Below are 19,651 nucleotides of genomic sequence, written 5' to 3' on the forward strand. Positions count from 1 at the left end.
CCGTCGTCACGTCTCGCGGTGCGGGGGCTCAGTGGCCGCCCTGCTCCTTGAAGCGCTTGTAGGACCGCTCGATCTCGGCCTCGGCGTCGACCCGGCCGACCCAGTTGGCGCCCTCGACCGACTTGCCCGGCTCCAGGTCCTTGTAGACCTCGAAGAAGTGCTGGATCTCCAGACGGTCGAACTCCGACACGTGGTGGATGTCGCGCAGGTGCTCCACGCGCGGGTCCGTCGACGGGACGCACAGCAGCTTGTCGTCGCCGCCGGCCTCGTCGGTCATCCGGAACATGCCGATGGCGCGGCAGCGGATGAGGCAGCCCGGGAACGTCGGCTCGTCCAGGATGACCAGCGCGTCCAGCGGGTCGCCGTCCTCGCCGAGGGTGTTCTCGACGAAGCCGTAGTCGGTCGGGTAGGCGGTCGAGGTGAAGAGCCGACGGTCCAGGCGGATCCGACCCGTCTCGTGGTCCACCTCGTACTTGTTCCGCGAACCCTTCGGGATCTCGATCGTGACGTCGAACTCCACCGGACGCTCCTCCATGATCAGCACATCGTTCTGGTGGTTAAGTGTCCCTCACGCAGGTGTGTGATCGCGAAAGGGGCTGGTGGTCGTGCCAGAGCTGAGGCCTTGGCGGGCCGCGGTACCGCACGTCGTGCGGATCGCGGACGCCGTACGACCGCGTCTGGCGCGGGTCGCCGCGGCCGCCGGGCCGTGGTTCACCAGGGGGCGCCGGCCGGGATCACCGCAGGCCCCACGGGTCGCGCGGCCCGGAACCGGCTGGTACACCGCGACCGCCGCCACCGCCGGTCTGGCGCTGGCCGCGGGGGTGGCGACCGCCGCCGGCCCCTGGGACTCCTCGGGTCAGCGTACGGCCGAGCGGCACCGCGCCGTGGCCCTGGAAGCCTCGCGTGGCACAGATCACGACGGCTCCCGGGCGCGCGCCGGCACCCCGCCGCGCGGGCCAGGGGCCGCCCCGCCCGCCCCCTCCGTGCTCACCGGCCTCGGCGGCACCGCCACCGCCGCCCGGTCCGCGCCCGCCGGGAAGGCGCTCGCCGCCGTCCTCGACCCGCTGCTGAAGGACACGGCGCTGGGCCGCCGCTCCGCCGCCGTGGTCGACGCCGCCACCGGCCGCCGCCTCTACGGCGCGGACTCCGCGAACGCGCTCACCCCCGCCTCCACCACGAAGATCGCCACCGCGGTCGCCGCGCTGTCCGCGCTGGGCCCCGACCACCGGCTCACCACCCGCACGGTCTACGAGCCCGACACGAAGGAGGTCGTGCTGGTCGGCGGCGGCGACCCCACGCTCACCGCCCGCAAGAAGGCCAAGGGGCCCGCGAGCCTGCGCGACCTCGCCGCCCGTACCGCGGCGGCCCTCGGGAAGCGGGGCGTGCGCAAGGTGACGCTGTCGTACGACACGACCCTCTACAAGGGCGGCACGGCCCACCCGATCGGGGTCAACCCGAACCTCGCCGCCGTCACCCCCCTGATGGCCGACGAGGGCCGCACCGACGACTCCTCCGGCGGACCCGCCCCGCGCGTCGCCGACCCCGCGGCCGACGCCGCCCGGACGTTCGGCGACCTGCTGAAGAAGCACGGGATCACGGCCACGCCGCCCGGCCCGTCGAAGTCGAGCACGCGCGCGACCACCCTCGCGACGGTCTCCTCGCCGCCGCTCTCCTCACTCGTCGAGCGCATGCTGACCCACAGCGACAACGACCTCGCCGAGGCGCTCGCCCGGCACACCGCGGTGGCCACCGGCAAGCCGGCCGACTTCGCCGGCGCGGGGGCGGCGGTCACCGCGCGTCTCAAGCAGCTCAAGCTGCCCGTGAAGGGCATCGTGATCAAGGACGGCAGCGGCCTGGACCGCGGCGGCCGGCTCACCGCCGACCTGCTCACCGCCCTCCTCGTCAAGGCCGGCGACCCCGCCCACCCGGAACTGCGCTCCGCCCTCACGGGCCTCCCCGTCGCCGGCTTCACCGGCACCCTCTCCGGCCGCTACGCCGACGGCGCGGCGGGCGTGGTCCGCGCCAAGACCGGCACGCTGACCGGCGTCAACACGCTCGCCGGCACGGTCGTGGACCGCGACGGCCGCCTGCTGGCCTTCGCGTTCCTCGCGAACGACACGACGGGACCGGAGGCGGCCCAGACGGCCTTGGACAAGGCCGCGACAGCCTTGGCGACATGCGGCTGCCGCACGCCGTAGGGGGCGTGAGCGACAACGCCCCATAGGGGCGCGGGGAACTGCGCGAAGGGGGTCCGGGGGCGGAGCCCCCGAAAACGGCAGGGCGGGACACGGCACGTTCGCGCAGTTCCCCGCGCCCCCGAGGGGCGTCGCACAGCCGCGGGCTGTGAGGATCTGCCCGTTTCCCCACCCCTCACGTACCGTTGACACATGACGAGCATCGGTGGTGCTGCCTCATCCGGCATGGTCGACTGGAACCTCGCGGTCGCGACCGCGACCAGGCTCGTGCGGCCGGGCCCCGACGTGAGCCGGGACGAGGCCCGCGCCGTCGTCGCGGAGCTCCGCCGCCACGCGCAGTCCGCGGAGGAACACGTCCGCGGCTTCACCGGTCTCGGCACCCCCGAGACCCATGACACGCCCCTCCTCGTGGTGGACCGCCCCGGATGGGTGCGGGCCAACGTCGCCGGCTTCCGCGAGCTGCTCAAACCCCTGCTCGACAAGATGCAGGAACGACGCGGCACGAGCCCCGGCAACGTCATGATGGGCGCCGTCGGCGGCAAGGTCACCGGCGTGGAGCTGGGCCTGCTCCTGTCGTTCCTGGCCTCCCGTGTCCTCGGCCAGTACGAGACCTTCGCCCCCGCCACCCGGGACCTCCCGGCCGGTGCGGGCGGCGGCGGACGGCTGCTCCTGGTCGCCCCCAACATCGTCCACGTCGAACGCGAACTGGACGTCGAGCCGCACGACTTCCGGCTGTGGGTGACGCTGCACGAGGAGACGCACCGCACCCAGTTCACCGCCGTGCCCTGGCTGCGCGACCACCTCGAGGGCGAGATCCAGGCGTTCCTCGCCGAGACCGACGTCGACCCGATGACCGTGCTGGAGCGGGTGCGCGAGGCCGCGCAGTCGCTGGTCGGCGGGCGCCCCGAGGGCGAGGAGGGCGAGGAGGGACGCTCCCTCGTGGAGATCGTGCAGACCCCCGCCCAGCGGGAGATCCTCGGCCGGCTCACCGCCGTGATGTCACTGCTGGAGGGCCACGCCGACTACGTCATGGACGGCGTGGGCCCCGAGGTCGTGCCGAGCGTCGCCGAGATCCGCGAGAAGTTCCAGCAGCGCCGCGCCAAGGGCGCCTCCCGGCTGGACCTGGCGCTGCGCAAGCTGCTCGGCCTGGACGCCAAGCTCCGCCAGTACCGCGACGGCGAGCGCTTCGTCCGCGCGGTCGTCGACGAGGTCGGCATGGAGGGCTTCAACCGGGTGTGGACGTCGCCGAACACCCTCCCCACCAAGGCGGAGATCGGCAAACCGGCGGACTGGATCACACGGGTGCACCGCAAACCGGAGGCATAGGCACCGCGCCCCCGTCGCGCGGGGCGTCCGGGCGAGGCAGACGGACGCCCCGCCAATCACCCGTCCGAGGGACCGTGGGCCCAGGGCAGGCGTGCAATGCTCGGGGAACGGCCCGTTTCTGTCACCATCTACACACTCTGCGTGACCGACCTTCGGGCTCAACCCCCCGGAACATCTTCATGAAGGGAACCGGACATGGGTCCCCATCCTGCGGTCGCGGCGATACGCCTGGCGGTCCGCCGCGTCCTGAACGACATCCTCGCCGAACACGGCCGGACGCCCGGCCGCCTCACGCCCGACGAGCGGTCCTCCTCCCCGCTCGTGCTCGTGGCCTGCTCCGGCGGCGCCGACTCCATGGCGCTCGCCTCCGCCCTCGCCTTCGAAGCCCCCCGCGCCGGTCTGCGCGCCGGCGGCGTCACCGTCGACCACGGCCTCCAGGCGGGCTCCGACCTGCGCGCCGCCGAGGTCGCCTCCCGGCTGCGCGAACTCGGCCTGGACCCCGTCGAGTCGGTCGCCGTCACCGTCGGCCGCGAGACACGGGTGGCGCACAGCGCCGCGTACAGGGGCGGCGGCAGCGGGGCGGGCGGCCCCGAGGCCGCCGCCCGGGACGCCCGCTACGCCGCCCTCGACGCCGCCGCCGAGCGCCATCGCGCCGCCGCCGTCCTGCTCGGCCACACCCGCGACGACCAGGCCGAGACGGTGCTGCTCGGCCTCGCCCGCGGCTCCGGCATCCGTTCCCTGTCCGGCATGGCCGCGGTCTCGGGGGCCGACGGCCGTTACCGGCGCCCCTTCCTCCAGCTCGACCGGCAGACCGCCCGCAAGGCCTGCATGGTCCAGTCCCTGCCCGTCTGGGACGACCCGCACAACACCGACCCCGCCTACACCCGCTCCCGGCTGCGCCACGAGGGCCTGCCCGCCCTGGAGAAGGCCCTCGGCAAGGGCGTCGTCGAGGCCCTCGCCCGTACGGCCCAGCTCTCCCGTGACGACGCCGACGCCCTCGACGCCTGGGCCGGGAAGGCCGCGGCCGGCGTCCGGGACGCCGACGGCCGCCTGGAGTGCGCCGCGCTGCACGACCTGCCGCCCGCCGTGCGCCGACGGGTGCTGCGCCGGGCCGCCATCGAGGCCGGCGCACCGGCCGGTTCGCTGTTCGCCCGCCACATCGAGGAGGTCGACCGGCTGATCACCGGCTGGCGCGGTCAGGGGGCCATCAATCTCCCCGGCCGGGTCGTCGCCCGCCGGCAGGGTGGCAGACTGGTGATTCGGCAGGGCTGAATCCGGACCCCACCGACCGAAAAGCCGCGGGGCGGACCGGACCGGCCGGTGGGACGACCGAAAGTGATGCGGGTGGACGCGAACGACATGGGTGCCGACCTCGAGAAGGTGCTCATCACCAAGGAAGAGATCGACGCCAAGCTGGTGGAGCTGGCGGCGAAGATCGACGCGGAGTACGCGGGCAAGGACCTGCTGATCGTCGGCGTGCTCAAGGGCGCGGTGATGGTGATGGCCGACCTCGCCCGGGCGCTGTCCACCCCCGTCACGATGGACTGGATGGCCGTGTCCTCGTACGGGGCGGGCACGCAGTCCTCGGGCGTGGTGCGGATCCTCAAGGACCTCGACACGGACATCAAGGGCCGGCACGTCCTGATCGTCGAGGACATCATCGACTCCGGCCTGACGCTGTCCTGGCTGATCTCCAACCTCGGCTCGCGCGAGCCCGCCTCCCTCAAGGTGTGCACGCTGCTGCGCAAGCCCGAGGCCGCCAAGGTCGCCATCGACGTCGAATGGGTGGGTTTCGACATCCCCAACGAGTTCGTCGTCGGCTACGGCCTGGACTACGCCGAGAAGTACCGCAACCTGCCGTTCGTCGGGACGCTCGCGCCCCACGTCTACGGCGGGTGAACCGCGGCGGCCCCGGCCGCCGTACGTGATCGGGAACCCCGGCGGGCTCCGCGGCGTTGGAGCATGCGTGGACGCCATTGCCGGCCGTCCCTCGCAGCGTCGGGGGCCGATGCTGGGGTACCGTCCGAAGAACAGCCTTTATCAAACTCACTATGGCAGGAGGGACGGGGCGGCACCGCTCCGTATGGATGGACGTGAAGCGATACTTCCGTGGGCCGGTCATGTGGATCGTGCTGGCCGTCCTTGCCGTGGTCGTGTTGATGCAGGTCGTCGGCTCGTCCGGCGGCTACAAGACGGTGGACACGGGCCAGGTCGTCCAGGCGATCAATGAGAACAAGGTCGAGTCGGCCAAGCTGACCACCGGCGACGAGCAGACCATCAAGGTCCAGCTCAAGGACGGCCAGAAGGTCGAAGACAGCTCGAAGATCCAGGCGAGCTACATCGGCGACCAGGGCGTCACCATCGCCAGCACGCTGCAGGACAAGTTCCAGAACAAGCAGATCCCCGACGGCTACACGGTCTCGCCGTCGAAGCAGAACCCCTTCGTGAGCATTCTGCTGTCCCTGCTTCCCTTCGTCCTCATCGTGGTCGTCTTCCTGTTCCTGATGAACCAGATGCAGGGCGGCGGCTCCCGCGTCATGAACTTCGGGAAGTCCAAGGCGAAGCTCATCACCAAGGACACCCCGAAGACGACGTTCGCCGACGTCGCGGGCTCCGACGAGGCCGTCGAGGAACTCCACGAGATCAAGGAGTTCCTGCAGGAGCCGGCGAAGTTCCAGGCCGTGGGCGCCAAGATCCCCAAGGGCGTGCTGCTCTACGGCCCGCCCGGAACGGGCAAGACCCTGCTCGCGCGCGCCGTCGCGGGCGAGGCGGGCGTCCCGTTCTACTCGATCTCGGGCTCCGACTTCGTCGAGATGTTCGTCGGTGTCGGCGCCTCCCGTGTCCGTGACCTGTTCGAGCAGGCCAAGGCGAACGCCCCGGCGATCGTCTTCGTCGACGAGATCGACGCGGTCGGCCGCCACCGCGGCGCCGGCCTCGGCGGCGGTCACGACGAGCGCGAGCAGACGCTGAACCAGCTGCTCGTCGAGATGGACGGCTTCGACGTCAAGGGCGGCGTGATCCTGATCGCCGCGACCAACCGCCCGGACATCCTCGACCCGGCGCTGCTGCGTCCCGGCCGCTTCGACCGCCAGATCGCGGTGGACCGTCCGGACATGCAGGGCCGCCTCGAGATCCTCAAGGTGCACCAGAAGGGCAAGCCGGTCGCCCCGGACGTCGACCTCGGCGCCGTCGCCCGCCGCACGCCCGGCATGACCGGCGCCGACCTGGCCAACGTGCTGAACGAGGCCGCGCTGCTCACCGCGCGCAGCGACCAGAAGCTGATCGACAACAAGATGCTCGACGAGGCGATCGACCGCGTCGTCGCGGGCCCGCAGAAGCGGACCCGGATCATGTCCGACAAGGAGAAGAAGATCACCGCGTACCACGAGGGCGGACACGCCCTGGTCGCGGCGGCCTCACCGAACTCCGACCCGGTCCACAAGATCACCATCCTGTCGAGAGGCCGCGCCCTCGGCTACACCATGGTCCTGCCGGACGAGGACAAGTACTCCACCACGCGCAACGAGATGCTGGACCAGCTGGCGTACATGCTGGGCGGCCGCGCGGCGGAGGAGCTGGTCTTCCACGACCCGACCACCGGTGCCGCCAACGACATCGAGAAGGCCACGGGACTGGCCCGCGCGATGGTCACCCAGTACGGCATGACCGAGCGGCTCGGCGCCATCAAGTTCGGCGGCGACAACTCGGAGCCGTTCCTCGGCCGTGAGATGGCTCACCAGCGCGACTACTCGGAAGAGGTCGCCGCGCTGGTCGACGAAGAGGTCAAGAAGCTCATCGAGACCGCGCACAACGAGGCGTGGGAGATCCTCGTCGAGAACCGCGACCTCCTCGACAACCTGGTCCTGGCCCTCCTGGAGAAGGAGACGCTGGGCAAGGAGGAGATCGCCGAGATCTTCGCGCCGATCGTGAAGCGCCCGCCCAGGCCCGCCTGGACCGGCTCCTCGCGCCGTACGCCGTCCACCCGTCCGCCGGTCCTCTCCCCCAGGGAGCTGGCCCTGACGAACGGGGCGAACGGCGCCACGCCGGCCATCTCCACCGCGAAGACCACCACGACGGACCCCGCCCCGCAGCCGGAGCGGACCCCGGAGGAGCGCCCCGAGAGCTGACCGAAGGCTCCCGGAGCCCCCACCGGGCCCGGAATGGATGCCGCGTCCCCCTGGTTCTAGCCTGGGGGACGCGGCATTTTGCGTACCCCGCAGTTCGAGACGCGTGCCCGGCACGCGTGCAGGCACAGGAACGAGGCACCCATGACCGACCCCGTGACGCTGGACGGCATAGCCCCCATCGGTGAGTTCGATGAGAAGCGGGCCCGGAACGCCGTGCGCGAGCTGCTGATCGCGGTGGGCGAGGACCCGGACCGTGAGGGCCTGCAGGAGACTCCGGCGCGCGTGGCCCGTGCCTACCGGGAGATCTTCGCGGGGCTGTGGCAGAAGCCGGAGGACGTCCTGACGACGACCTTCGACCTCGGCCACGACGAGATGGTGCTGGTCAAGGACATCGAGGTGTACTCGACCTGTGAGCACCACCTGGTGCCGTTCCGGGGCGTGGCGCACGTCGGGTACATCCCGTCGACCAGCGGGAAGATCACCGGTCTGTCCAAGCTGGCCCGGCTGGTGGACGTCTACGCCCGGCGCCCGCAGGTGCAGGAACGACTCACCACGCAGATCGCGGACTCCCTCATGGAGATCCTGGAGCCGCGCGGGGTCATCGTGGTCGTGGAGTGCGAGCACATGTGCATGTCGATGCGGGGCATCCGCAAGCCCGGCGCCAAGACGATCACCTCGGCGGTGCGGGGCCAGCTGCGGGACGCGGCGACCCGCAACGAGGCGATGAGCCTGATCATGGCGCGCTGACGCCCAACAGACAGATGCGGAAGGGGCACGGTCCGGGCGGACCGTGCCCCTTCCGCATACGGGCGTCTCAGCTCGCCGGGGCCGTGCCCGGGTGGTCGTCGTCCTCGTCGTCCGGGAGCTTGCAGACGTGCTCCAGGAACTTGGCCGCCGCTATCACGCCGATGCCCGCCACCACGGAGAAGCCGGCGTAGATGGCCTGGTCGCGGCGGGCGGGGATGTCCAGGGAGCCGAGCAGCACGACGAACGTGCCGCCGTAGAGGCCGGCGACGAGGGCCGCCACCAGCGCGCTGGCCTGTCCGAAGACCACCGCGCGGGCCGCCTGAAGCGGGTCGACGCCCTTGGCGTCGGGCCGGCGCTCACGCTGGGCCTTGAGGCGGGCGCGCAGGGAGAGCGCGGTGGCCGCGAGGACCGCGGCGATCAGGGCGAGGACGATGGGCGCGGCCACGGGCACGCTCGGGAGGGTCCCCAGCGAGTTCCACAGGCGGGCGCCGGCCCAGGACAGGACTCCGGCGACGACGAAGACGCCGGCCAGCACCCTGATGCGCAGCTCTTTCACGGTGTCCCTTCGCGTTCCCCCGGCCGGTGGCCCCGGCTGTGGCCGTCCTCGACCTTAACGGCTACTCGGGCAGCCGGAGTTCCAGGTCGGCGCGCGGCGTGACACCGTCGCGGGTGACCGTGTCCAGCAGCTCCGCCACCGGGCCGCGTCCGGGGAGTTCGGCGGCGGGCTCGATGTCCAGCCAGGGGGCGAGCACGAAGGCGCGCTCGTGGGCGCGCGGGTGCGGCAGGGTGAGCTGCGGGTCGTCGGAGTGGAGGTCGGCGTAGGCGACGATGTCGACGTCCAGGGTGCGCGGTCCCCAGCGTTCGTCCCGTACCCGGTGGAAGGCGTCCTCGACCGCCTGGGCGCGCTCCAGCAGGGAGGACGGCGGCAGGGTGGTCCTCAGCACGGCGACCGCGTTGAAGTAGGACGGCTGGCTGCCCGGCTCGACGCCCCACGGCTCCGTCTCGTACACGGGGGAGACCGCCTTGACCCGGATGCCCGGGGTGTCCTCCAGGGCGTCCACGGCCGCCTGGAGGGTCTCCAGGCGGTTGCCCAGGTTGGCGCCGAGGGACACGACGGCCCGTTTCGGGTTCTGGAGGGTGGTGTCGGCGGCGTCCACCTGCTCGACCACGGAGGCGGGGACGGGCTGGACGGTCGGGTCGGTGTGGCCCTTGGTGGACGGCCTGGTCATGCGCGGCTCCGGGTGATGGTGACGGTCACGTCGTCGAAGGGCACGGTGATCGGCGCGTCCGGCTTGTGGACGCGTACCTCGACCTCGCGTACGACGTCGTGCTTCAGGCAGACCTGGGCGATGCGCTCGGCGAGGGTCTCGATGAGGTTGACGGGCTCGCCCTCGACGACGGCCACCACCTCTTCCGCCACGATGCCGTAGTGCACGGTCTTCGTCAGGTCGTCGTCGGCGGCGGCCGGGCGGGTGTCCAGGCCGAGGACGAGGTCCACGAGGAAGGTCTGGCCCTCCTCGCGTTCCTTCGGGAACACACCGTGGTGCCCGCGGGCCCTCAGGCCGCTCAGCGCGACACGATCCACGCGAATCACTCCTGCTGTCGTCGGTCCGGCCGGTCGGTGCCCTGTGCGGACGGCACACCGGCGCGCTCTCGAATCTACCCGCGGCGGGCGCCGGCCCCGGTGGTCCGGGGTGGCGGCCGCCGGACCGCCGGGGCCGCCGGCCGTGCCGGCCGTGGTGAGTTGCGCCACGTGCGGGTCAGGGCGGGGTCGGGGTGTCGTCGTCCTCGTCGTCGTCCTCCTCGGCGAGGACGGGGGAGGCGTGGTGGGACCAGAGCTTCCATCCGGACGGGGTGCGCCGGTACACGTTGGTGGCGACGACGAGCTGCCCGACCAGCGGCCCCAGCTCCTCGCCCTCCTCGGGGGCGGGACCGCCGCTGAGGATGTTCTCCGTGCAGGTCACCACGGCCGTGTCCCCGGTGACGGAGACGTGCACGTCGGTGAGGAAGAACTGGATGTAGTCGGTGTTCGCCATGATCAGCGCGTACGAGCGGAGCACCTCGCCGCGTCCGGTGAGCACCGGCCAGCCGGGGTGCACGCAGGAGACGACGCCCGTGTCGGCGGGGTCGTGGTACTCCTCGTCGACGCCGAGGTCGGCGGGGGTGAGCCAGGCCGACGCGACCTCCTCGAAGTCGCCCCTCTCCAGTGCCTCGTAGAAGGCGGTGTTGGCGGCCTCGACCTGCTCGACGTCGGTGTGGGGTGCGGTCACCGGGCTCCTTCCGCACCGTGCTCGGGGGATGTGGGGTCGTCGTCCTGGCGCGCTTCCTGTATCGCGCGGACCACCCGTACGGCGTCGGCGCTGGCCCGGACCTCGTGCACGCGTACCGCCCACGCGCCCGCCTGGGCCGACAGGGCGGAGACGGCGGCGGTGGCCGCGTCGCGTTCGCGGGCGGGCGGGGGCGGGGCGTCGGGGCCCGCCAGCACCCGGCCGAGGAACCGCTTGCGGGACGCGGCGACGAGCAGGGGGTGGCCGAGGCCCAGCAGGCGGTCGAGGCGGGCGAGCAGCGCGAGGTCGTGCCCGGCGTCCTTGGAGAAGCCGAGACCGGGGTCGACGATCACGCGGTCGGCGGCGATGCCGCCCTCCAGGACGGCCTCCACGCGCGCGTGGAGCTCGTCGGCGACCTCGGTGACCACGTCGTCGTACTCGCCCCTGACGTTGCCGCCCTCCAGGAAGCCGCGCCAGTGCATGACGACGAAGGGCGCTCCGGCGGCGGCGACGACGCCGATCATGGCGGGGTCGGCGAGGCCGCCGCTGACGTCGTTGACCAGGGCGGCGCCGGCCGCGAGCGACTGCTCGGCGACGGAGGCGCGCATGGTGTCGACGGAGACGGTGACGCCCTCCGCGGCGAGGCCGCGGACCACCGGGATGACGCGCTTGAGCTCCTCGGCCTCGTCGACGCGGGTGGCGCCGGGGCGGGTGGACTCGCCGCCGACGTCCACCAGGTCGGCGCCCTGTGCGACCAGGTCGAGGCCGTGCTTGACGGCCGTGGTGGTGTCGAACCAGCGTCCTCCGTCGGAGAAGGAGTCGGGGGTGACGTTCACGACTCCCATGACCGCGCACCGGTCCCAGTGGGGGAGGCCCGCGACCTGACGGCGTCCGCTGTGAGTGCTCATACGTTCAGCGTAGGCCCAGGGAGGGTGCGTGGTGCCGCACGGGCCCGGCGCGCGGGAAACGAGGTGGGCGGACATTGGCGGAGCCTTTCGGGCCGCATTGCCGTGAGGGGGCGTGCGGAAGACCGGGGGAGCGGGAAAGGGGCGGAAACGGGGTTCCCGGCCCGGTGGGGAGAAGCGGATCTCCGTCGGGGAGAGGCGCCCTCCGGGGAGGGGCGCGGGAGAGGCGCCGAAAACGGATCCCGGGGGTGGGGCGGACGGGCGCCGGCGGGCGGAATCGGAGGGCGGGGCGGCCGGGGCGCGGGGGCGGGGCGTCGGGCGGGTGCCGGGGAACGGGCTAACCGGAATGCGCGGAGCGCGAGTTGTGCGCCGCACCGGCCGAATAAATGATCTTGACGAAAATTCAATGACCCGCTTTTCACGTGCGGTCCCGTTCGCTGACGGCCTGTGAAACGTCGCGTGTGGCTTTCTTTTTGCGGGGCGGGGCACCATCATTCGCCTACGCGCGGTAAGTTTCTGGCCATGCCACGTGGACGTCACCGTCATTCCCCGCCTCTGCACAGGATGCTGCCCCCGTCGGCGATCGCAGGCGTCTCCGTCGTCTGCGCCCTGGGGCCCTGGGTGTTCACGCAACCGATGGTGCTTCGTCTCCTGGCCGCGGCCGCCGCGGCCACGGCGATCGTGGGCGCCGTCGTGATGCGTCACTGGGACGCCCAGGCGGGCAAACGCGTCGCCGACCTCACGCGCGCGCGGGCGAGCGACGAATGGCGTTTCGAGGAGCGGGTCGCCGAACTCGAGTCGGACCTCGAGGAGTCGCGTGAGCTGCGCATGAAGCTGGAGCAGCGGCTGCGCGCCAAGCGCGCCGAACTGGCGGGGCTGCGCAACGAGCACGCCGCGCTGCTGCGCCGGTACGCGGCGGCCGAGGCGGAGCGCGCGAACGTCCTCGAGGAGCGGCGGGTGCTGGAGATCGAGGCGGCCGTCCCGGCACGCGCCCTGCCCGCGGGCGCGCCCGCGACGCCCGAGCCGCAGCGCGTCGCCGCCGAGCCGGCCGCGGACGCGACGGCGGACGAGGAGCGGACGGAGGACGCCGGGCAGGAGGAGAAGACCGCCGGCGTCTTCTCCCCGGAGGGTTCGAAGCTGTACCTGAAGGCCGACGCGGCGCTGGCGCGGTTCGCGGGGAAGCCGGAGCCGAAGCCCGAGGCACAGGCCGAGGCGGATTCCGACGCGCCCGAGGAGCCCTCCGTGCCGGCCGCGCGCAAGGAGAGCGCCCCCGGAGCCGCGAAGGCCGGGGACGCCCCGAAGGCCGCCGCCTCGAGGACCACCGCCCCCAAGGGCGGCGGCACGCCCGAGGACGACGGGCCCGGGCCGGCGAAGCGGCCCAGGCCCGACCCGGCGCAGGAGGACGAGGCCGGGGGGCAGCCCCGGGCGGCCGGCGACCATGAGCGCGCGGCCGCCCCCACCGCACCCGCGGCCTCCGCCGCCCCGGCCGTGAGGCAGCCTGCCGGGCACTTCACGGTGCCGACCGCGGTGGCGGTCGTCCCGCCGACGCAGCCTGTGCGGCGGCCCGTGCAGGACGACGGGTTCGACTTCTTCGGCACCAAGAAGGACGCCCAGCGCTCCGCCCTGGACGCCGTGCAGAACGAGGACCTCGCCGACGTCGTCGGCCAGGAGGCGCTCGCGCTGCACAAGGCGGAGGCCGAGGCGCAGTACAAGCCGGCCGCCGAGGAGACGCGCGCCGGTCAGGTCATCGACCTGACGGCCCACGACGAGACCGAGCACATCGACCTCCAGGGACTGCGCAGCGCGGTCTCCTGACGCGCGTGGACACGGCAGAGGGGCCCCGCCCAGGCGGGGCCCCTTTCCTGTGCGCGGTCGCCGGTCAGGCCATCCAGCGGTCCGGCAGGGCGTCCCTGCGCCCGGTGCGGGAGCGTTCCGCCTGGGCGCGCAGCAGTTCGGCGGCCTCACCGGCGGGGCGCAGGCGGGCGGTCACGGTGCCGTTGGCGCCGGTGTCCACATGGACGTCGGCGACCCCGTGCGCCCGCTGCCAGGGCCCCTGGGCGAGCCGTACGCTCTGCACCTTCGCGTGCGGCACCAGCGACAGGCTGCGCCGCAGCAGGCCGCGCCGGGCGGCGAACACCGCGTCCGTGACGGCGAGCCCGTAGCCCCGCCACCACACCGGCACGCACCACCGCGCGCCGCGCGGCGGGCGGGAGAACGCCTCGGGCGGGGGCACGGTCACCCCGGGCAGGACGCGTGCGACGACCGACTCGGCCATCGCGCGCGGGGCCACCGGCAGCAGCAGGGAGTTGGACGACCCGGCCACGTCCAGCTCCACGCGCACCCATCCGCGTCTGCGCCACAGCAGCGGCTCGACCAGCCGTACGGTCTGCACCCGGCCGGGCGGCACCGTCTCGTGCGCCCGGTCCAGCAGCCCGTGGTCGATGCGGAGGCCGTCGGGCGACTCGCCCAGCGTCCAGTCGTACTCGGCGACGAAGCGGCCCACGCTGCTCGCGCCCGCCGCGCCGAGCATCGGCACGCCCGCCGCGAGCACCGTCCACAGGCTGTGGGTGGCCGTCCACAGCAGCGGCAGGGCGACGACGGCGACCAGCAGCCAGCCCCAGGTCGCCCCGGTCAGCAGCAGCGAGACGGCCAGCACGCCCGGCGGCACCCGCAGCATCCGCTGGGAGGGCGCCTCGCCCACCTCGTGCGCGGTCTCCGGGGCGAACCCGGCCGCCCGCGCCAGCAGTTCCGCGCGCAGCGCCCGCGCCTCGCCCGCCCCGAGGAACGCCAGCTCGTCCTTCTTGTCGGTGCCTATGACGTCGAGTTTCAGCTTGGCCACGCCCGCGACCCGCGCCAGCAGCGGCTGGGTGACGTCGATCGCCTGGATCCGCTCCAGCCGGATGTGCGCGGTGCGCCGGAACAGCAGCCCGGTGCGCACCCGCAGCTCGCTGTCGGTCACCGCGAAATGGGTGAACCACCAGCTCAGGAAGCCGTAGAGGGCGGCGGCCGGGATGAGCACGCCGAGCCCGACCAATAGCGTGGTCGTGGTCAGCCGGGTGAGCTGGCGCTGCGCGCCGTCGGGGTCGTGCACCGCCCAGCCCATCAGGACGGCCACCGGCGCCCACGCCCGCCGCAGCGGCGTGACGGGGTGCAGCCGCCGCTCGGCCACGGGCGGCCGGCCGGTCACGTCCTCCTGGACGCCGGGCGCGGTCACAGCCCCGCCGACCGGGCCTCGCCCAGCTCGGTGAGCCGGTCGCGCAGCCGCTCCGCCTCGGCCGGGTCGAGCCCGGGGATGGTCGCGTCGGTGGCCGCGGCCGCCGTGTGCAGCTGCACGCTGGCCAGCCCGAAGTGCCGCTCGACGGGCCCGGAGGTGACCTCCACGAGCTGCATCCGCCCGTACGGCACGACCGTCTCCTCGTGCCACAGCACACCGCGGCTGATCAGCAGGTCGTCGGCGCGCTCGGCGTACCGCCAGGAGCGCCAGTTGCGCTCCAGCATCACCCAGCCCCACAGCAGCAGGGCCAGCGGCAGCACCGCGAAGGCGCCCCAGGCGGGCCCGGCCAGCAGGCCCGGGACCAGTGCGGTGGCCAGGGTCAGCAGCCCCAGCCACACCACCAGCAGCAGCCGCCTCATCGTCAGCAGCCCGGGCGGCAGCGCCCGCCAGGCCGGCTCCGCGCCGGCGTCCGGCGTCGGCGTCCCCTGCGCGTCCGCTGTCCCCGTGTCGTGCGGGCTCCCCGTCTCCATGGGGCCAGCGTACGTAGGACAGACTGTGTCCATGACTCCTACGACGGAGACCATGGTCGGAATCGGCGGCGCGGCGGAGAGCACCGACATGGTGCTCAACATCGGCCCGCAGCATCCGTCCACGCACGGTGTGCTGCGGCTGAAGCTGGTGCTGGACGGCGAGCGGATCGTCCACGCGGAGCCCGTGGTCGGCTACATGCACCGGGGCGCGGAGAAGCTGTTCGAGGCCCGTGACTACCGGCAGATCATCATGCTGGCCAACCGGCACGACTGGCTGTCGGCGTTCTCCAACGAGCTGGGCGTGGTCCTCGCCGTGGAGCGGATGCTCGGCATGGAGGTCCCCGAGCGGGCGGTGTGGCTGCGCACGCTGCTCGCCGAGCTGAACCGGGTGCTCAACCACCTGATGTTCCTCGGCTCCTATCCCCTGGAGCTCGGCGGCATCACCCCGATCTTCTACGCCTTCACCGAGCGCGAGAAGCTCCAGCACGTCATGGAGGAGGTCTCCGGCGGGCGCATGCACTACATGTTCAACCGCGTCGGCGGCCTCAAGGAGGACCTCCCGGCCGGCTGGTCCACGCGCGCGCGTGCAGCCGTCGCCGAGGTCCGCTCGCGCATGGACCGCTTCGACGACCTGGTGCTCGGCAACGAGATCTTCCGCGGCCGCACCCGGGGCGTCGGCGTGCTGCCGGCGGAGGCGGTGCACGCGTACGGGGTGAGCGGGCCGATCGGGCGCGCCTCCGGCGTCGACTTCGACCTGCGCCGCGACGAGCCGTACCTGGCCTACGGCGAGCTGGGCGACGTCCTGAGGGTGGTCACCCGTGAGGAGGGCGACTGCCTGGCCCGCTTCGAGTGCCTGCTGGAGCAGACGCACAACTCCCTGGACCTCGCCGACGCCTGCCTCGACCGGCTGGCTCAGCTGCCGCCGGGCCCGGTCAACCAGCGGCTCCCCAAGGTCCTCAAGGCGCCCGAGGGCCATACGTACGCGTGGACCGAGAACCCGCTCGGCATCAACGGCTACTACCTGGTCAGCAAGGGCGAGAAGACGCCGTACCGGCTGAAGCTGCGGTCGGCGTCGTACAACAACATCCAGGCGCTCACCGAGCTGCTGCCGGGCACGCTGGTCGCGGACATGGTGGCGATCCTGGGGTCGATGTTCTTCGTCGTCGGCGACATCGACAAGTAGCCGTCAGCTCTCCAGGACGCCCTCGGCGCCCACCGGCTGCACCAGCCACCCGAAGTCGCCGAGGCCGCCCGGCGCGGTCAGCTCGGCGGCCTCCCCGGCGGCGGCGAGGGCGCGGACGTAGCCGGCCGGGTCGCTGCTCGCCAGGGACAGCGGGGGACGCCCGCCCGTGACGCTCAGGGCGCGCAGGGCGTCCCGCTGCGTCAGCAGGCGCGCGCCCGGCAGGGCGGGGGCGGCGGCGCACGCGTCCAGCGCGACGTGCGCCGTCAGGTCACGGGAGCCGTCCGGCACCGGCGCCGTCTCCCGGCCCTCCCGGAACGCCGTCAGCGTCCCGAACGGCGGGCGCGCGCCGGCGGTGTGCGCGTAGTCCACGGCGACGGCGGCGCCGCGCTCCAGCGTCTCCACGGCCGCCGTCCAGGCCCGGTCCCGGGGCAGCCCGATCTCCGCGCGCAGGCCCTCCTCGGGCGGCAGCGGCCACCACCGGTCCAGCCAGCCGGCGTCGGGACCGGCGACCGGCTCCCCGAGCCGCTCGGCGCCGTCCGCCCGCACCAGCACGTACCGGGGGGTGCCGGAGGCGTCCACCTCGGCGACGTCCACCGGTACGTTGTCCAACCACTCGTTGGCGAACAGCAGGCCCGTGACCCCCTCGGGCGGCTCGTCCCGCCACACGATCCGGCCGTCCAGCCCGTCGGGGCGCGCGGCCAGCTCGACCGCGTACGGGCGCACGCGGTCCGCCACGTCCGCGGGGAGCGCGCCGAGCACGCCGGTGACCAGTTCGCCCCGTCCGGCCGCCATGTCCACGAAGTCCAGCGCCCGCGGGCGGCCCAGCGCCTCGTCGACCCGGCACAGCAGCCGCGCCACGGCGCGGGCGTACAGGGGCGAGGCGTGCACGGACGTCCGGAAGTGGGCGGCCGGGCCCGCGCCGGGACGGCGGTAGAAGCCGTCCGGGCCGTACAGGGCCTCCCGGGCCGCCTCCCGCCAGCCGCGGAAGCCGTCGTCCGCCGTCCCGGTCGTTCCCGCCGTCACCGCTTGCCCGCGTCCGCCGTCGCCGTCGTCACCGGCCCAGGCTACGTGCGCGCGCCGGACGGGCCTCCACCTTGCGGAGTACACGCGACGGGCGGGGATCGACCCTTCGGTTGACCCCTGCACGCATCTCACTTCCCTACGCTGGGTTACGTGCAGCGCCTCTATGACTTTCTCCGCAGGCACCCGACGTGGGTCGACGGCTTCTGGGCCGTGATCCTGTTCGGGCTCTCGGTGCTCGGCGGAGCGACCGTGGAGGAGGCCCAAGGCACCGAGCTGCCGGCCCTCACCGTGCCGGTCGTGCTCCTGCTGTCCCTGGTGGTGGCGCTGCGCCGCCGGATGCCGGAGCGGATGCTGGTCCTCGCCCTGGTGGTGGGCGTCGCCCAGCTGGCCCTCGACGTGGCCACGGTGCCCGCCGACTTCGCCCTGCTGGTGATCGTCTACACGGTCGCGGCCGTCGGCGCCCGCTGGGCCTCCCGTCTCGCGCTGACCGCCGGTCTGTGCGCCGCCCCGCTCGCCCAGCTGCGCTGGCCCAGCCCGCAGGCGGGCACGGTCGAGAACGTCGCCCTGTCGGTCATCCTGGCCGTGCCGTTCGCCCTCGCCTGGGTGCTGGGCGACTCGATACGCACCCGCCGCGCCTACTTCGCGCAGCTGGAGGAGCGGGCCGCCCGGCTGGAGAAGGAGCGCGAGGCGCAGGCCAAGGTGGCGGTCGCCGCCGAACGCGCCCGGATAGCGCGCGAGCTGCACGACGTGGTCGCGCACAACGTGTCGGTGATGGTGGTGCAGGCCGACGGCGCCGCCTACGTCCTCGACGCGGCGCCCGACCAGGCCAAGAAGGCCCTGGAGACCATCTCCACCACCGGCCGCCAGGCCCTCGCCGAGATGCGCCGCCTGCTGGGCGTGCTGCGCACCGGTGAGCACCAGGAGGCGGGGGAGTACGTGCCGCAGCCGGGGCTCCAGCAGATCGAGGACCTCGTCGAGCAGTGCCGGGAGTCCGGACTGCCCGTGGACTTCAAGGTCGAGGGCACCTCGCGCGAGCTGCCCCGCGGGGTCGAGCTGACCGCCTACCGGATCGTGCAGGAGGCGCTGACCAACACCCGCAAGCACGGCGGTCCCCACGCGGGCGCCAGCGTGCGCCTGGTCTACTTCGACGACGGGCTGGGCCTGCTGGTGGAGGACGACGGCAAGGGCGCCCCGCACGAGCTGTACGAGGAGGGCGGGTTCGACGGCCAGGGGCACGGCCTGATCGGCATGCGCGAGCGGGTCGGGATGGTGGGCGGAACGCTGGACGCCGGGCCGCGGCCGGGCGGAGGATTCCGCATCAGCGCGCTGCTGCCGCTCAAACCGGCGCACTGACCCGCACGTACGCCCCTGTTGACACCTGTCACGCCCCCGCGGCGACCCGACGACCGAGACGACCGAACGGAAGAGGCCCCATGACGATCCGCGTGATGCTCGTCGACGACCAGGTGCTGCTGCGCACCGGTTTCCGGATGGTGCTCGCCGCCCAGCCGGACATGGAGGTCGTCGCGGAGGCGGGCAACGGCGTGGAAGCCCTGGAGGTGCTGCGGACCACCTCCGTCGACGTGGTGCTCATGGACGTCCGCATGCCGAAGCTGGACGGCGTGGAGGCCACCCGCCGGATCTGCGCGGACACCGATCCGCCGAAGGTGCTCATCCTGACCACCTTCGACCTCGACGAGTACGCCTTCTCCGGGCTGAAGGCGGGCGCGTCCGGCTTCATGCTCAAGGACGTGCCGCCCGGCGACCTGCTCAGCGCGATCCGCGCCGTGCACAGCGGTGACGCCGTGGTGGCCCCCTCCACCACCCGCCGGCTCCTCGACCGGTTCGCCCCGATGCTGCCCAGCAGCGGCAAACAGCAGGAGCACAAGGAGCTGGAGCGGCTCACCGAACGCGAGCGCGAGGTCATGGTGCTGGTCGCGCAGGGCCTGTCCAACGGGGAGATCGCGTCCCGGCTGGTGCTGTCCGAGGCGACCGTGAAGACGCACGTGGGCCGCATCCTCACCAAGCTGGGGCTGCGCGACCGGGTGCAGGTGGTCGTCCTCGCCTACGAGACGGGTCTGGTGCGGGCCGGCGGACACGGCTGAGGGGCGCCCCCGGCCCCGGTAGGGTGCCG

The 19,651-nt window shown here is 73.2% G+C and carries 19 protein-coding genes; 10 read left to right on the forward strand and 9 right to left on the reverse strand.

Annotated elements, in window-relative coordinates:
• Positions 1 to 28 precede the first annotated feature (28 nt).
• Complete coding sequence (locus ACP7TJ_RS17845; protein WP_006132604.1) at positions 29 to 520, reverse strand: inorganic diphosphatase; 492 nt, start codon at positions 518 to 520, stop codon at positions 29 to 31.
• Positions 521 to 599: 79 nt separating this feature from the next.
• Here ACP7TJ_RS17845 and dacB point away from each other — a divergent pair, with 79 nt between their 5' ends.
• The 6 genes from dacB to folE all read left to right on the forward strand — a co-directional run bounded on the left by dacB (position 600) and on the right by folE (position 8,395).
• Positions 600 to 2,198, forward strand: coding sequence for a D-alanyl-D-alanine carboxypeptidase/D-alanyl-D-alanine endopeptidase (gene dacB / locus ACP7TJ_RS17850; RefSeq protein WP_427763830.1), 1,599 nt, complete (start codon positions 600 to 602; stop codon positions 2,196 to 2,198).
• A 189-nt stretch (positions 2,199 to 2,387) separates the two neighbouring features.
• Positions 2,388 to 3,521, forward strand: a complete 1,134-nt coding sequence (locus ACP7TJ_RS17855) for a zinc-dependent metalloprotease (protein WP_093764577.1) — start codon at positions 2,388 to 2,390, stop codon at positions 3,519 to 3,521.
• A gap of 195 nt (positions 3,522 to 3,716) precedes the next feature.
• A complete protein-coding gene (gene tilS, locus ACP7TJ_RS17860; protein ID WP_367544454.1) occupies positions 3,717 to 4,793 on the forward strand; it encodes a tRNA lysidine(34) synthetase TilS in 1,077 nt (358 codons plus the stop codon).
• 66 nt (positions 4,794 to 4,859) lie between these two features.
• On the forward strand, positions 4,860 to 5,420 hold the full coding sequence (gene hpt, locus ACP7TJ_RS17865; protein ID WP_037723004.1) for a hypoxanthine phosphoribosyltransferase: 561 nt from the start codon (positions 4,860 to 4,862) through the stop codon (positions 5,418 to 5,420).
• Positions 5,421 to 5,608: 188 nt separating this feature from the next.
• Positions 5,609 to 7,648 (forward strand): ATP-dependent zinc metalloprotease FtsH, encoded by a 2,040-nt coding sequence (gene ftsH / locus ACP7TJ_RS17870; protein ID WP_093764579.1) that lies wholly within the window; start codon positions 5,609 to 5,611, stop codon positions 7,646 to 7,648.
• Between the two features lie 141 nt (positions 7,649 to 7,789).
• Positions 7,790 to 8,395 carry a GTP cyclohydrolase I FolE gene (gene folE / locus ACP7TJ_RS17875; RefSeq protein ID WP_048459526.1) on the forward strand — a complete coding sequence of 202 codons (606 nt, stop codon included), beginning with the start codon at positions 7,790 to 7,792 and terminating at the stop codon, positions 8,393 to 8,395.
• A 67-nt stretch (positions 8,396 to 8,462) separates the two neighbouring features.
• Here the strand turns inward: folE and ACP7TJ_RS17880 are convergent, their stop codons facing one another.
• The 5 genes from ACP7TJ_RS17880 to folP all read right to left on the reverse strand — a co-directional run bounded on the left by ACP7TJ_RS17880 (position 8,463) and on the right by folP (position 11,570).
• Positions 8,463 to 8,951: a DUF3180 domain-containing protein gene (locus ACP7TJ_RS17880; protein WP_093764580.1), complete on the reverse strand. Its 489-nt coding sequence runs from the start codon at positions 8,949 to 8,951 to the stop codon at positions 8,463 to 8,465.
• A 61-nt stretch (positions 8,952 to 9,012) separates the two neighbouring features.
• Positions 9,013 to 9,624 carry a 2-amino-4-hydroxy-6-hydroxymethyldihydropteridine diphosphokinase gene (folK, locus tag ACP7TJ_RS17885; protein WP_093764581.1) on the reverse strand — a complete coding sequence of 204 codons (612 nt, stop codon included), beginning with the start codon at positions 9,622 to 9,624 and terminating at the stop codon, positions 9,013 to 9,015.
• On the reverse strand, positions 9,621 to 9,980 hold the full coding sequence (folB, locus tag ACP7TJ_RS17890) for a dihydroneopterin aldolase (protein WP_093764582.1): 360 nt from the start codon (positions 9,978 to 9,980) through the stop codon (positions 9,621 to 9,623). The genes folK and folB overlap by 4 nt, the downstream gene beginning before the upstream one ends.
• Positions 9,981 to 10,155: 175 nt before the next feature.
• Complete coding sequence (locus ACP7TJ_RS17895) at positions 10,156 to 10,665, reverse strand: nuclear transport factor 2 family protein (RefSeq protein ID WP_093764583.1); 510 nt, start codon at positions 10,663 to 10,665, stop codon at positions 10,156 to 10,158.
• On the reverse strand, positions 10,662 to 11,570 hold the full coding sequence (folP, locus tag ACP7TJ_RS17900; RefSeq protein WP_193457692.1) for a dihydropteroate synthase: 909 nt from the start codon (positions 11,568 to 11,570) through the stop codon (positions 10,662 to 10,664). Before folP ends, ACP7TJ_RS17895 begins: the two co-directional genes overlap by 4 nt.
• A 519-nt stretch (positions 11,571 to 12,089) precedes the next feature.
• On the opposite strand from folP, the gene ACP7TJ_RS17905 reads away from it, so the two are divergent.
• Positions 12,090 to 13,382, forward strand: a complete 1,293-nt coding sequence (locus ACP7TJ_RS17905; RefSeq protein ID WP_189911051.1) for a hypothetical protein — start codon at positions 12,090 to 12,092, stop codon at positions 13,380 to 13,382.
• A gap of 64 nt (positions 13,383 to 13,446) precedes the next feature.
• On the opposite strand, the gene ACP7TJ_RS17910 is transcribed toward ACP7TJ_RS17905, so the two are convergent.
• Both ACP7TJ_RS17910 and ACP7TJ_RS17915 read right to left on the reverse strand, forming a co-directional pair.
• Positions 13,447 to 14,781 (reverse strand): PH domain-containing protein, encoded by a 1,335-nt coding sequence (locus ACP7TJ_RS17910; RefSeq protein WP_401541910.1) that lies wholly within the window; start codon positions 14,779 to 14,781, stop codon positions 13,447 to 13,449.
• Positions 14,778 to 15,311 carry a PH domain-containing protein gene (locus ACP7TJ_RS17915; protein ID WP_093764587.1) on the reverse strand — a complete coding sequence of 178 codons (534 nt, stop codon included), beginning with the start codon at positions 15,309 to 15,311 and terminating at the stop codon, positions 14,778 to 14,780. Before ACP7TJ_RS17915 ends, ACP7TJ_RS17910 begins: the two co-directional genes overlap by 4 nt.
• A gap of 31 nt (positions 15,312 to 15,342) precedes the next feature.
• Here ACP7TJ_RS17915 and ACP7TJ_RS17920 point away from each other — a divergent pair, with 31 nt between their 5' ends.
• Positions 15,343 to 16,494 (forward strand): NADH-quinone oxidoreductase subunit D, encoded by a 1,152-nt coding sequence (locus ACP7TJ_RS17920; protein WP_093764588.1) that lies wholly within the window; start codon positions 15,343 to 15,345, stop codon positions 16,492 to 16,494.
• A gap of 3 nt (positions 16,495 to 16,497) precedes the next feature.
• Here the strand turns inward: ACP7TJ_RS17920 and ACP7TJ_RS17925 are convergent, their stop codons facing one another.
• Entirely contained in the window at positions 16,498 to 17,517 is a 1,020-nt protein-coding gene (locus tag ACP7TJ_RS17925; protein WP_427763842.1) for an SAM-dependent methyltransferase, read from the reverse strand.
• A 150-nt stretch (positions 17,518 to 17,667) separates the two neighbouring features.
• Between ACP7TJ_RS17925 and ACP7TJ_RS17930 the strand changes: the two genes are divergently transcribed.
• The gene (locus ACP7TJ_RS17930) at positions 17,668 to 18,870 is read left to right on the forward strand and encodes a sensor histidine kinase (protein ID WP_193457687.1); all 1,203 of its coding nucleotides are present in this window, start codon (positions 17,668 to 17,670) and stop codon (positions 18,868 to 18,870) included.
• 80 nt (positions 18,871 to 18,950) lie between these two features.
• Positions 18,951 to 19,622, forward strand: coding sequence for a response regulator transcription factor (locus ACP7TJ_RS17935; RefSeq protein ID WP_093764591.1), 672 nt, complete (start codon positions 18,951 to 18,953; stop codon positions 19,620 to 19,622).
• The last annotated feature ends 29 nt before the right edge of the window (positions 19,623 to 19,651 follow it).

This window comes from Streptomyces sp. DSM 41931 (assembly GCF_050271085.1).
Taxonomy (GTDB): domain Bacteria; phylum Actinomycetota; class Actinomycetes; order Streptomycetales; family Streptomycetaceae; genus Streptomyces; species Streptomyces albogriseolus.

What these genes read in the sequence shown, in the direction of transcription:
- tilS (WP_367544454.1), top strand. Translation starts at nt 3,717, where the DNA reads ATGGGTCCCCATCCTGCGGTCGCGGCGATACGCCTGGCGGTCCGCCGC.
- hpt (WP_037723004.1), top strand. Translation starts at nt 4,860, where the DNA reads ATGCGGGTGGACGCGAACGACATGGGTGCCGACCTCGAGAAGGTGCTC.
- ACP7TJ_RS17905 (WP_189911051.1), top strand. Translation starts at nt 12,090, where the DNA reads ATGCCACGTGGACGTCACCGTCATTCCCCGCCTCTGCACAGGATGCTG.
- folK (WP_093764581.1), bottom strand. Translation starts at nt 9,624, where the DNA reads ATGACCAGGCCGTCCACCAAGGGCCACACCGACCCGACCGTCCAGCCC.
- folE (WP_048459526.1), top strand. Translation starts at nt 7,790, where the DNA reads ATGACCGACCCCGTGACGCTGGACGGCATAGCCCCCATCGGTGAGTTC.
- ACP7TJ_RS17915 (WP_093764587.1), bottom strand. Translation starts at nt 15,311, where the DNA reads ATGGAGACGGGGAGCCCGCACGACACGGGGACAGCGGACGCGCAGGGG.
- ACP7TJ_RS17935 (WP_093764591.1), top strand. Translation starts at nt 18,951, where the DNA reads ATGACGATCCGCGTGATGCTCGTCGACGACCAGGTGCTGCTGCGCACC.
- ACP7TJ_RS17920 (WP_093764588.1), top strand. Translation starts at nt 15,343, where the DNA reads ATGACTCCTACGACGGAGACCATGGTCGGAATCGGCGGCGCGGCGGAG.
- folP (WP_193457692.1), bottom strand. Translation starts at nt 11,570, where the DNA reads ATGAGCACTCACAGCGGACGCCGTCAGGTCGCGGGCCTCCCCCACTGG.
- ACP7TJ_RS17855 (WP_093764577.1), top strand. Translation starts at nt 2,388, where the DNA reads ATGACGAGCATCGGTGGTGCTGCCTCATCCGGCATGGTCGACTGGAAC.
- ftsH (WP_093764579.1), top strand. Translation starts at nt 5,609, where the DNA reads ATGGACGTGAAGCGATACTTCCGTGGGCCGGTCATGTGGATCGTGCTG.